9 protein-coding genes and 1 pseudogene are annotated in these 12,010 nt (G+C 73.6%); 8 read left to right on the top strand and 2 right to left on the bottom strand.

Features of this window, described 5'->3' with window-relative positions; all coding sequences use genetic code 11:
• Positions 1–303 precede the first annotated feature (303 nt).
• Both ACFWTC_RS33460 and ACFWTC_RS33455 read left to right on the top strand, forming a co-directional pair.
• Positions 304–1,104: pseudogene (locus tag ACFWTC_RS33460) on the top strand (peptide-N4-asparagine amidase); the annotation flags it as partial.
• Between the two features lie 27 nt (positions 1,105–1,131).
• Positions 1,132–2,865: a serine/threonine-protein kinase gene (locus ACFWTC_RS33455; RefSeq protein ID WP_384029099.1), complete on the top strand. Its 1,734-nt coding sequence runs from the start codon at positions 1,132–1,134 to the stop codon at positions 2,863–2,865.
• 44 nt (positions 2,866–2,909) lie between these two features.
• Here the strand turns inward: ACFWTC_RS33455 and ACFWTC_RS33450 are convergent, their stop codons facing one another.
• A complete protein-coding gene (locus ACFWTC_RS33450; protein ID WP_383919908.1) occupies positions 2,910–3,569 on the bottom strand; it encodes a transglycosylase SLT domain-containing protein in 660 nt (219 codons plus the stop codon).
• Between the two features lie 591 nt (positions 3,570–4,160).
• On the opposite strand from ACFWTC_RS33450, the gene ACFWTC_RS33445 reads away from it, so the two are divergent.
• The 4 genes from ACFWTC_RS33445 to ACFWTC_RS33430 all read left to right on the top strand — a co-directional run bounded on the left by ACFWTC_RS33445 (position 4,161) and on the right by ACFWTC_RS33430 (position 7,252).
• A complete protein-coding gene (locus ACFWTC_RS33445; protein ID WP_384029097.1) occupies positions 4,161–4,295 on the top strand; it encodes a hypothetical protein in 135 nt (44 codons plus the stop codon).
• Positions 4,296–4,301: 6 nt separating this feature from the next.
• A complete protein-coding gene (locus tag ACFWTC_RS33440) occupies positions 4,302–4,640 on the top strand; it encodes a LysR substrate-binding domain-containing protein (protein WP_383919914.1) in 339 nt (112 codons plus the stop codon).
• 14 nt (positions 4,641–4,654) lie between these two features.
• Positions 4,655–5,743 (top strand): S-(hydroxymethyl)mycothiol dehydrogenase, encoded by a 1,089-nt coding sequence (locus tag ACFWTC_RS33435; protein WP_384029095.1) that lies wholly within the window; start codon positions 4,655–4,657, stop codon positions 5,741–5,743.
• Positions 5,744–5,941: 198 nt separating this feature from the next.
• Positions 5,942–7,252, top strand: coding sequence for an alpha/beta fold hydrolase (locus ACFWTC_RS33430; protein ID WP_384029093.1), 1,311 nt, complete (start codon positions 5,942–5,944; stop codon positions 7,250–7,252).
• Between the two features lie 154 nt (positions 7,253–7,406).
• On the opposite strand, the gene ACFWTC_RS33425 is transcribed toward ACFWTC_RS33430, so the two are convergent.
• On the bottom strand, positions 7,407–8,159 hold the full coding sequence (locus tag ACFWTC_RS33425) for a YqjF family protein (RefSeq protein WP_384029091.1): 753 nt from the start codon (positions 8,157–8,159) through the stop codon (positions 7,407–7,409).
• 139 nt (positions 8,160–8,298) lie between these two features.
• Here ACFWTC_RS33425 and ACFWTC_RS33420 point away from each other — a divergent pair, with 139 nt between their 5' ends.
• Both ACFWTC_RS33420 and ACFWTC_RS33415 read left to right on the top strand, forming a co-directional pair.
• A complete protein-coding gene (locus ACFWTC_RS33420) occupies positions 8,299–10,314 on the top strand; it encodes a hypothetical protein (RefSeq protein WP_383919926.1) in 2,016 nt (671 codons plus the stop codon).
• Positions 10,315–10,318: 4 nt separating this feature from the next.
• On the top strand, positions 10,319–11,797 hold the full coding sequence (locus ACFWTC_RS33415) for an ABC transporter substrate-binding protein (RefSeq protein ID WP_383919929.1): 1,479 nt from the start codon (positions 10,319–10,321) through the stop codon (positions 11,795–11,797).
• The last annotated feature ends 213 nt before the right edge of the window (positions 11,798–12,010 follow it).

Raw genomic sequence — 12,010 nt, 5'->3', positions numbered from 1 at the left:
GCTACAGACCCTCCTCGCGACATGGACCGGCGTCTGCCCCACCTGCCACCGCGACATACCCACACCAGCCCCAACCTGACCAAGCCCTACTAGGGGCCGCAGCGGCCCCATCGGGGCGGCATGAGGACGCGCCCCTTGGTTCTGACGCACCGTCGGATTCCGGGCACTCCCGGGCACCTGGCGGTGCGCAAGATGGGGGAATCCACGGGGTGACCTGGGGCTACTCCGGGCACACCAAGTGTGGTGACATCCCGAGGGATTGCTGTGAAAACGCAGGTCAGACGTGCTCCCTTACTGCCGCTCAACCCCTTCCTCTGGTACGTCACCCCCGGCCCCCGCGCCTTCGACGTCCAGCCCGTCCTCTACGACCTCACCCCCTTCGCCGCCCTCCTCAACGACGGTCGCCCGCACCGGATCGAGGTGACCGTCGCCGGCGTCCCGGCCGGCCAGAGCGGCTGGAGCACTCCGGCCAACCTGCTGCTGTGGCAGGACGAGGCACGGGCGGTCGTCACCGGCGCCCTGACCCGGCACGAACAGGGCGGGCCGGCCGGACACTCCCGCTGGACACCCGCCGCACCCGGCTCCGCACACCGCCTCGACACCGAGGGCGGCCACCGGCTCACCGTCGCCGGGTACCTGGACACCTCGCACGGCCGGGTCACCACCACCGTCACCCGCGCGGTCCGCAACACCTCCGTCCACCGCTGGACCGACGGCGAGAACCTCGACGCCCTGACCGCCCGGTGGACCGACGAGGAGAACGTGACCCGCGGCGCCGCCACGACCCGCACCGTGCGCACGTACACGATGGACGGCGAGACCACCCTCGGCGCCGGCGACCGGCTGCGCACCGTCCTGTCCCTCGGGGACCGGGCGGACACCACGACCCGGCGCGGCGGCCGGACCGTCGAGGCCTCCCGGCTCGACGACCGCTACACGGGCGACGCCACGTACACGGCCAACGTCCCGCGCGACCAGCGGCACGCCGTCGCCACCACCACCGCCCGCACCCGGTCGTACGGGCCTCAGGCACCCGGCGGATGCTACGACCGCACGCTGACCGCGGTGCAGGGCACCCTCACGGTGGACCGCCTCCGCTGCTGACGGACCGGGCGCCTACGATGACCGGCCATGGAGACGAGTGAGGCCGGCAGACAGCTGATCGACGGCCGGTTCGAACTGATCAAGCCCCTGGGCGCGGGCGGCATGGGCACGGTGTGGCGCGCCCGCGACATCGCCCTGCACCGCGACGTCGCGTTGAAGGAGGTGCGCCCGCCGGACCCGGCCACCGCGGCCGCCCAGCCCGGTCTCGCCGACCAGCTGCGCGAACGGGCCGTCCGCGAGGCTCGCGCCCTGGCTCGCCTCGCCCATCCGAACGTGGTGACGATCCACCACATCGTGGAGCCCGCGCCGGGCGCGGAGGGCCACCCGTGGATCGTGATGGAGATGGTGCGGGGCGGTTCGCTGTACGACCGGCTGGAGTCCGGCCCCCTGCCGGTCCCGGAGGTGATCCGGCTCGGCCTCGACGTCCTGTCCGCGCTGCGCGCCGCGCACGCCGAGGGCGTCCTCCACCGTGATGTGAAACCGGCCAATGTGCTGTTGCGTCCCGACGGCGCCGCGGTGCTCACCGACTTCGGCATCGCCGCCCTGCACGATTCGACGGGCCTGACCTCGACCGGGGTGCTGATCGGGTCGCCCGAGTACATCGCGCCCGAGCGGGTGCGCGGCGCCGAGGGGCTGGCCGCCTCCGACCTGTGGTCGCTCGGCATGATGCTGTACGTCGCCGCGGAGGGCGTCCACCCGCTGCGCCGGGCCTCCAGCCTGGCCACCGTCGTCGCCGTGCTCGACGAGCCGCTGCCCGCGCCCGTACGGTCCGGCCCGCTGGGGCCCGTACTGGAACGGCTGCTCGTACGGGACCCGGCCGAGCGCCCCGACGCGGCGCTCCTGGAACAACTGCTCCGCAGCGCGAGCGCCGCTCTCGAGGGTCCGGCGGCCGGATTCGGCCCGCCCCCGCCGGCCGGGCCGCCCGCGGTACCCGCCACCGCGTCATCGGCGCCCGCCGGGCCCGCCGCCGCGCCCTACGGTCCGTACGGGCCGTCGGCTCATCAGGCCCACACGCCGCTGGCGTTCCGTCCCGGTGGCGGCTCCCCGTACGATGCCGCCGCGCCGCTCCCGACCGCCCGCAGCCCGCGCCGCCGGACGGCCCTGATCGCCGCGGTCCTGACCGTGGCCCTGACGGGCGGGGTCGTCGGGCTCGTGCAGTGGCTGCCCGCCGGGGGCGAGCGGTCCGGCGGGGACGCGAAGGGCGCCACCACCGCCACCAGCGGCCCCGGCACCCCGGCCGCGAAGACGCCCGTCCCGCAGGCGAGCCTCCCCCAGAGCGCCACCGGCGGCGGCCGGCAGGGCGGTTCCGCGGCCCCGCCCCAGGGCGGGCTGCTCACCCCGGCGGGCGTCCGGACGGCGCTGGAGGCGTTCAAACAGCAGGCCGGCACCACGGTGTTCGTGGACCTGTTGGTCTACGACGGGTACGTCCTCGCCTCGATCCCCACCGCCCCCGGCGCCAAGACGGTCGACGCCTGGCAGTACCGCGACGGGGCCGCCAAGCGCACCGGCCCCAAGGGCACCGTCGCCGACAAGCCGCTGATCGACATGTCCACGGTCTCCTGGGACGCCCTCCCCGGCCTGCTGGAGCGGTCCCAGAAGGAGCTCGGGGTGTCCGCTCCGACGTCGCGGTACGTCATCGTCGACGCCTGGATGATGGACGACCTCCCGTGCATGAGGCCGTACCTGAGCGACGAGTACGGCCAGGGCGGATACGTCCTCGCCGGGATCGACGGCAAGGTGAGGAAGGTCCAGCGCTCCTGACCGCCGCGCCGGCCCGCGGTGTTCCGCGGGCCGGTATCCGCTTTCTAGTAGGGGCCGTTCACGTTGTCGATCGAGCCGTAGCGCTTGGCCGCGTAGTTGCAGGCGGCGGTGATGTTGGCGACAGGGTCGTACGAGTCCAGGGAAGTGCCCGGCACGTGGTAGGCCCGGAAGGTCGGGTCGATGACCTGGAGCAGGCCCTTGGAGGGGATGCCGGCCGCGGCGTTGGAGTCCCAGTTGTTGATGGCCAGCGGATTGCCGGAGGATTCCCGCATGATGTTGCGGTGAATTCCGTTGTAGGTTCCGGGAATGCCGTGCTTCGCCATGACGTCGAGCGACTCGCGGATCCATCCGTCCAGGTTGTTCGTGTACGCCGTGGCCGCCGTGGTGGTGGCGGCCTTCTTCGCGGTAGTGCCGAGCGTCAGTTTCAGGCCCGGGCGGATGGTCGCCGGGTTGTCGCCGATGGTGCTCCGGTTCGCGGCGTAGAGCTGTTCCCAGCCGCCGGTGAGGGAGTGCTTCGCAGCGATCTGCGACAGGGTGTCGCCGGCGACGACCGCGTAGGTCGTGGGTGCGGCGGCCTCGGCCGCTCCGGCGCTGGTCGCGCCGACCAGGGGGAGGGCGAGGGCCAGCCCGCCGATGCCGGCGAGGGCCAGCTTGCGGGTGATCGGGTTCTGCTTCGGCCGGCGGTGCTTACCCTGTGCGGGCATGGCGGAATTCCTCACGTGGGGGGACGGGAGATCCCCGGCGGCGGCCGGATTCGGCTGTCGGCCGCTGGGAACGAGGTGACCGTAGGCGAGTTCGCCGGGCGGGAACAAGACGCGAATTCCGCCCGGAGATCGACTTCCCGCATTCCACCCGCAAAATGACCATGGAAAGCCCATCGCGCAATTGCCGATTCCCTTTCCGGGGAAAGGGAATCGGCCGCTCGCGCGGAAATGATGTTGAATGCGTCCGAGTGACTGACGTCACGGTTTGAGAGCCGGTAGCCCAATTCGGGCAAGTCGCCGCTCCATATGCCTCATTCGGGCGACTCGTACGTTGGTTGCGAATCGCCCATTGGGGACTCTTTCCGGCGCTTCGCGGTCAGTCGAGGACGGCCCGCAGCGTGCCGACCCCCCCCGGCGGCCGCCGTCCGGCCCGCCCCGCCCCGCCCGCCGCCCCGCTCCCCGGCCCGCCCCCGCCCGTCAGAGCTCCGCCAGCCGCTCCGCGACCGCCGCCACCGCCCCGCGGAGACCGGCAGCAGCAGGGGGAGCCGTACGCCGGCGGTCGGGACGCGGCCCTGCGCGTGCAGCCCGCCCTTGACCACCGCGGGAGCGCCGCGGGACCCCGGCGCGCACCAGGACCCGGACCCGGGGCAGGAACACGCCCGGGCCGACGTTCTGCGCGCGTATGCGCAGGACCCCTGGATCACGGCCGTCCCCGGGACCCTCTGACACGCCGTGACCGTACGGGCCTGCCAGGCGGCCGGATTCACCCCGCGCGTCCGCCACCGGGTCGACGAGTTCGCCACCGTGCCCGCCCCGGTCGCGGCCGGGCAGGGCGTGGCCGTCGTGCCCCAACTCGGAGTCGCCGCACCCCCCGACCCCGCCGTCCGCCTGAACCGGCTGTCCGTGGAACGCCGTACCCGGGTCGCCTTCCGCGGCGTACCCGGCGGTGGCCGCCTTCACCGCCGCGCTGCGGGAGTCCGTACCGCCGGACCTGGCCGGTTCGCGCGCCGCGCGGTGAGACGGCTCCCGCCCGGTGGGGCGCCCGTGTACGTTCGGACGGCAGCCGAATGAGAGTGGGGTAGCACGTGACGCATCGCGTACGAGGGGTCATCGCCCGGAGCAAGGGCGCACCGGTGGAGACGGCGACGATCCTCGTCCCCGACCCGGGACCCGGCGAAGCGCTGGTCCGGGTCCAGGCCTGTGGGGTCTGCCACACCGACCTGCACTACCGGGAGGGCGGAATCAACGACGAGTTCCCCTTCCTGCTCGGCCACGAGGCCGCGGGCGTGGTCGAGTCGGTGGGCCCCGACGTCAGCTCGGTGGCGCCCGGGGACTTCGTCGTCCTCAACTGGCGCGCGGTGTGCGGGACCTGCCGCGCGTGCCGGCGCGGACGGCCCTGGTACTGCTTCGCCACCCACAACGCGACCCAGCGCATGACCCTGGAGGACGGCACCCCGCTGTCCCCGGCGCTCGGCATCGGCTCCTTCGCCGAGAAGACCCTGGTCGCGGCCGGGCAGTGCACCAAGGTGGACCCGGCCGCCTCGCCCGCGGCCGCCGGACTCCTGGGCTGCGGCGTGATGGCCGGCCTCGGCGCCGCCCTGAACACCGGCGGCGTCGGGCGGGGCGACTCCGTCGCCGTCATCGGCTGTGGGGGAGTGGGCAACGCCGCCGTGGCGGGCGCCCGCCTCGCCGGCGCTTCCAAGATCATCGCGGTGGACCTGGACGACCGGAAGCTGGAGTGGGCCCGCGGTCTGGGCGCCACGCACACCGTCAACGGCGGCGCCGAGGACGTGGTCAAGGCGATCCAGGCCCTGACCGACGGGAACGGCGCCGACGTGGTCATCGACGCGGTCGGCCGCCCGGAGACCTACCGGCAGGCGTTCTACGCCCGCGACCTGGCCGGGACCGTGGTCCTGGTCGGCGTCCCGACCCCGGAGATGAAGCTCGAACTGCCCCTCCTGGACGTCTTCGGCCGCGGCGGCGCCCTGAAGTCCTCCTGGTACGGGGACTGCCTGCCCGAGCGGGACTTCCCGGTGCTCGTCGACCTGTACCTTCAAGGCCGCCTGGACCTGGACGCCTTCGTGTCGGAGACGATCGCGCTCGACGGCGTGGAGGACGCGTTCGCCCGGATGGAGCGGGGCGAGGTGCTCCGCTCGGTGGTCGAGTTCCCGTGAGCCCGTGAGCCCGTGAGCCCGTGAGCCCCGGCGGCCCGTAAGCCCGTAAGCCCGTAAGCCCGTAAGCCCCGGCGGCCCGCCGGGCCCCGTACCGGGAACGGTGCCCGTACTAGACTCGGCCGGACCGCCACACCCGTGCCCCCGCCGCGACCCGGCGGGGGCACGGGGCTTCGCACCTCGTACCCCAGGGGGCCGTCCGTGACCGCAGAGCACAGCTACCGCCAGCCCGGAACGGTCCTCACCGACCACCGGTTCACCGTCCCCCTGGACCACGCGCACCCGGACGGCGAGCAGATCGAGCTCTACGCCCGCGAGGTCGTCGCCGCCGGCAAGGCCCCGCAGACACTGCCGTGGCTGCTGTACCTGGAGGGCGGCCCCGGCTTCGGCGCGCGGCGGTTCGTCGGACGGCAGGCGTGGCTGGAGCGAGCCCTGACCGAGTTCCGCGTCCTGCTCCTCGACCAGCGCGGGACCGGCCGCTCCACCCCGGTCAACCGGCAGACCCTGCCGCTGCGCGGCGGACCTGCCCAACAGGCCGACTATCTGGCCCACTTCCGGTCCGACTCCATCGTGCGCGACGCCGAGGCCATCCGGCCCGGCCTGACCGGCGGCGCGCCCTGGACCGTCCTGGGGCAGAGCTTCGGCGGCTTCTGCGCCACCCACTACCTCACCGCCGCGCCCGAGGGACTGACCTCGGCCCTGATCACCGGCGGACTGCCGTCGCTGACCGCGACCGCCGAAGAGGTGTACGAGGCCGCGTTCCCCCGGATGGAACGCAAGACCGCGGCCCACTACGCCCGTTACCCCATGGACGTGGAGCGCGCCCGCCGGATCGCCGCCCACCTGACCGTCAGCCCGGCCGCACTCCCGGGCGGCCACCGGCTGACCCCCGAGGCCTTCCAGTCCCTCGGCATCCTCCTCGGCTCCGGCGACGGCAGCCACCAGCTGCACTACCTCCTGGAGGACGCCTTCGTCCCCACCCCCGGCGGACCGCAGCTCTCCGACGCGTTCCTGGAGGGCGTCCACGGCCTCCTCTCCTTCGCCGGGCACCCCCTGTACGCGCTGATCCACGAGTCGATCTACGCCCAGGACCCGGCCGTCCCCACCGCCTGGGCGGCCGACCGGGTGCGCGCCCGCCACCCGCGCTTCGACGCCGGCAAAACCCTCGCGGGACCGGAACCCCTGCTGTTCACCGCGGAGAACATCCACCCCTGGCACTTCACCACCGACCGCGCCCTCGTCCCGCTGCGCGAGACCGCCGAACTGCTGGCCGCCCGTACGGGCTGGACGCCGCTGTACGACGCGGCGCGGCTCGCCGCCAACGAGGTGCCGGTGGCCGCCGCCGTCTACCACGACGACCTGTACGTCGACACCGCGCACTCCCTGGAGACGGCCCGCGCGATCCGGGGGCTGCGGACCTGGGTGACGGACGAGTTCGAGCACGACGGCGTTCGCGCGGGCGGGTCCCGCGTCCTGGACCGGCTGCTGGCCCTGGTACGCGACGAGGCCTGAGCGGGGGCGACCCCGGAGCCGCCCGAAGCTCCGGCCGCGCCCGCCGACCCGTCGCGCCCGCTGCTCCGTCCGACCCGCCGCGCCCGCCGACCCGTCGCGCCCGCTGCTCCGTCCGACCCGCCGCGCCCGCCTCGCGGGGCCGAGCGCGGTCCCGTCAGCGCGGGGTCAGCCGGCGGGGACGGCCGAAGCGGACCGGAACCCCCTCGGAGTACAGGACGCTGTCCGGGGCGCCGGCCGGGGCGGACAGCCCCGCGGCGGCGACCAGGTCCTCCGTGCACTCCAGCAGCTCCGCGCGCCGCAGCGGCCAGCGCGGATGGGTGTTCGGCAGGTACAGCGGGCCGGTGTGGAAATCGTTGTGCAGGCCCCAGCGGGCCGTGACGAAGTGCTCCGCCGCGGTCGGCTCCTCGATCGGCCGGCCCATGCGGACGGAGATGCGCGAGCGGGCCCCCCGCGGGCCCGGCCACCTGCGCGTACCCGTGTACGTGAGGACGTCGCCGTCGCGCACGACGGACATCCGCGCCCACTGGTAGGGCAGCCGGAAGGCGGCACGGGCGATCACCACCGGCAGCAGCCGGGAGGCGTCCAGGGAGCGGAAGACGACGCCGCGGCGCCCCTGCGCGTCGACCGAGTACAACCGTACGTTCGTCTCCGGGAAGGAGCCGAAGTACGGCACGCCGGGCAGTCCCAGCCAGCCCACGCGGTGCATGCGGAAGGCGATGAGGCCCACGTAAGAGACCCCGTCGAGGGTGTCGGGGACCGTCCCGGCCGGCAGCAGGGGGGCCACCTCGGACGGGTCGACCGCCCAGTGCAGGAACGCCAGGTCGAGCCAGGACTGCGTCAGCAGGGGCCGCGCCGGCGAGACGGGCGGCTCCGCGCTCACGGGTTCGGGCGGATGCGGGTACGACACCCCGCCATTGTCACAGGCCGGCCCCCGCCCTGTCACAGGCCGGCCCCCGCCCCGAATCCGGGAGACCCGGCCTATGGCAGAGATCGGGAACAGATGACACGCTCGTGTCCTCGAATGCGCGAGCCTGGGGGGCGGACACGTGACGGAGCCGGGTATCGGCATGGGCTTGCGGGGCCGCAGCGGCATCCTCACCCTCGTCGGCGCGTGCCTCAAGGAGAGCCCGGCGGCCGAACGGCCCCTCACGATGCTGCTGGGACCGCCCGGCAGCGGCGCCAGCGAGGCGCACAGCGCCCTGATGGAGCACTTCGGGCCCGAGTACCCCTTCGCCTTCGTCAACTTCGGCGGCTCCCAGTCGCTCCTGCCCCGCTACGCCCTCGGCCTCCTCGCCCGCCAGCTCGAACGCAAACTGCCCCGCTACGGACGCTCCCGCTTCCCGCTGCTCAGCCTCGGCCTGCTCGCCTCCGACCAGGAACTGCGCATGCGCAACCTCGCCGAGGGCCGGCGCGCGGTCCAGCGGCAGCTCGACCAGTTCCAGCAGGACAACGAGGCCCGCCACGGCGACTACCTCGCCGCCTTCTTCGAAGTCGGCATGGGCGCCGTCGGCATGCCCGAAGGCGCCTCCACCGCCGCCCTCGCCCTCTTCCAGGACGCCCTGCGACGGGGCCGCCGCAGCATGCCAGGCCTGCTCCGGGGCCGGCCCGGCAGCCGGCTCACCACGGGCGCCCACTGGTACGGGGCGCACCCCGTGATCCGCAGCGGGGATCCCATGGAGGCCCTCGTCGAGCTCAACCTGTGGCGCCACGAGGGGGACGAGAACGAACAGGAGCGCCTCGACCTCGTGCTGTTCTCGGCGTTCCTGGAGGACCTCAGACGCAACACCGCCCGCAACTTCATGCCCCGCTCCTACCTGCTGCTCCTGGACAACTCCCACACGGAGTACGGCCGCCGCTTCCTGGACCTGCTCGTGCGCGCCCGGCACGACGAGACGGTCGTGGCCGGGCACGCCAGCGACCCCCTGACCATCGTCGCCAGCTCCAACCGCTGGCTGCCCCGCTGGGGCCCCGCCAGCGGGGACTCCTGGCCCTGGCAGCTGCGCGGCCCCGACCGGGCCTCCCTGACCGACTGGAACACCCACCGGCCCACCCGGGACAGCGAGGACACCTGGTGGTACCCGTTACGCCTGCGCGACCTCAACCTCGACGAGGTCCGCATCCGCATCGAGCTCCAGCTCGGCGGACACAGCGACCTCGCGCCGCTGACCCGCCTCACTCCCTTCGTGCACCGCCTCACCGGCGGCCTGCCGCGCGCCGTCCACCAGGTCCTGGAGACACTGCGCCAGTCCGGGCCGCCCCCGGATTCGGGCCCCCGGCAGGACCGCTGGCTGCGGGCCCTCCCCGACCGGCCGCTCAGCATCGGCGAGAGCACCGCCACCCTCGCCGACACCGCCCTCGGCCACCTCCTGCGCGACTTCGACGAGACCGGGCGCGCCGCCCTCGCCGAATGCGCCGCCGCCCGTGACTTCTCCGTCGGCACGCGGCTCCTCAGCCCCGGCGACGCCCTGTTCGGCGAGGTCCGGTCCCGCTGGCTGCTGTCCGGGCCGACCGCCGTCGTCCCCGTGCTCCACCCGTGGCTGCGCCGGCTGCTGCTCTGGAGGCTGGCCCGGCGCCCCGACGCGTGGGACACCGCGCACGAACTCCTCGCCGAGCACTACCGGGACGAGGGGCGGCCCGTCCAGGAGATGTACCACGAGCTCGCCCTCGGGCGGACCGACGCGGTCGCCGCCCACCTGACGCGGCGCTTCACCACGGTCCCGGCCCTGCAGTGGATCGCGGAGTTCAGCGCCGTCACCGCGGCCCCCAACCGCCTTCCCGCCGACGGCGGTCCGCTGGACCTCCTCGCCGGACTCGGCCCGCGGGCCGACGGGCGCGCCGGTGGGCGCGTCATGGACGTGGAGTCCGTCATCCACACGCTGGTCACCACCCGCTGGGTGTGGAGCGACCCGCTCGCCGACCCCGCCATGCGACTCAACGACATGATCGCCGACGGCTTCACCCAGCTGTCACAACTGCGGAGGAACGACATCGTGGCCCTCTTCAACGAGGCGGAGCGACACCGCCACTGGCGCGACCCCCAGACCGCCGGCGGAGAGGGCTGAGCCCGTGGCCAGACTCGAATGGCCGCTGCACGTCGTCCGCCGTGCCGTCCTCGCCCTGGCCGCCGCCGCCGTGCTCGCCACGGCCCTGTGGCTGGGCGCCGACTGGATCCAGGAACGCCGATCGACCTGCGCCGAGGGAGTCGTCGAGCGGGGCGAACGGGACGAGTGCGTCGGGGTGACCGACGGCCCCTACTCCTTCGCCCCCCACCTCGACGCGGTCGGGAAGAAGATCCGGGAGGAGAACGCCCGGGTCCTCGCCGGCGCGGACAAGGAGCCCTACGTCAGCGTCGCGTACCTGACCTCCCTCACCACCACCGCCGAGGACAGCAACTCCGCGGAGGGCGTCCGGCACGAACTGCAGGGCGCCCACCTCGCCCAGTACCGCCACAACCGCGGCGACCTGTCGGCCACACCCAAGATCCGCCTGCTGATCGCGAACCCGGGCAGCAAGTCGGTGCACTGGCGGCACACCGTCGACGAGCTGATCGCCCGCAAGGACTCCCCGGACCGGCTGGTCGCGGTCGCCGGACTGGGCCCCAGTACGGACGAGAACCTCGCCGCCATCAAGCGGCTCTCGGAGCACGGCATCGCCATGGTCGGGGCCACCATGACCGCCACCAACATCCAGAACATCAACGGATTCGTCCGGGTCGCGCCCACCAACGTCGACGAGGCGTACGCCGCCGCCGGCTTCATGAAGCGGCGCGGCATCGCCAGCGCCGTCGTCATCCAGGACGTGGCCCGGGGCAACCTGTACGCCTCCACCCTCGGCACGGCCTTCACCGAGGCGTTCGACGACGGCGGCGCGCACAAACTGGTGGCCGAGCGGATGACGTACGACTCCTCCGTGGGCAGTGCCTGGCAAAACGAACTCCGCTACATGTCCGGCCAGTTGTGTCTCCAGCGCCCCCAGGTCGTCTACTTCGCCGGCCGCGGCCAGCACCTCACCCACTTCCTCGACTACCTGTCCAACCGCAGCTGCACCGAGCAGAAGTTCACCGTCTTCGCCGGCGACGACACCACCAACCTGACCGCCGAGCAGCTCGCCCACGCCGCCGATACCGGGGTCGAGGTCCTCTACACCGGACTCTCCCACCCCGACATGTACCGCACGTCCCCGCAGTCGGTCTCCGCCCCCTCGGCGAAGAACTTCCAGGAGGGCGGACTGCTCGACCAGTGGTTCCCCCACGACCCGCGCCACGACGGCGGCGCGCTGATGGGCCACGACGCCGTGCTCACCGCCGCCCACGGCGTCCAGATGGCCGCGCGCTGGCAGGGCGACGTCTCGGGCGACGCGGTGGCCCGGATGTTCCACCAGATGGACGGCAACCAGCAGGTGGCGGGGGCGAGCGGCTTCATCTCCTTCCAGAACAACGGCAACCCGCGCAACAAGGCGGTACCGATCCTGCGGCTGGGCGCCACCGGCCGGTCCGAGATCATCGAGGTGTCCGCGGCGCAGGGCAAGCCCCCCGAACAGCAGTGACTACGGCGGCCGGCGGGGCCACCGGCCCACCACCACCCGCCCACCACCACCCGCCAATGTGCCGTTCCAGCGGAACTTGTGACGCGGATCTGTCCGGGCGGTGGGGGAACTGTGTGCACCCCCGCAGCGGTTGTACGTACGACGGGCGCCGGCACACCGCCGCCTCCCACCCGACGGGGCGGCCGGAGGCCGTCCCGTACCGAGCCGAACTGG

It is taken from the genome of Streptomyces sp. NPDC058619 (assembly GCF_042717785.1).
GTDB lineage: Bacteria > Actinomycetota > Actinomycetes > Streptomycetales > Streptomycetaceae > Streptomyces.
The sequence above is the reverse complement of the archived record's forward strand: the minus strand, read 5'-3'. Positions and strand labels throughout refer to the sequence as shown.

What these genes read in the sequence shown, in the direction of transcription:
- ACFWTC_RS33455 (WP_384029099.1), top strand. Translation starts at nt 1,132, where the DNA reads ATGGAGACGAGTGAGGCCGGCAGACAGCTGATCGACGGCCGGTTCGAA.
- ACFWTC_RS33450 (WP_383919908.1), bottom strand. Translation starts at nt 3,569, where the DNA reads ATGCCCGCACAGGGTAAGCACCGCCGGCCGAAGCAGAACCCGATCACC.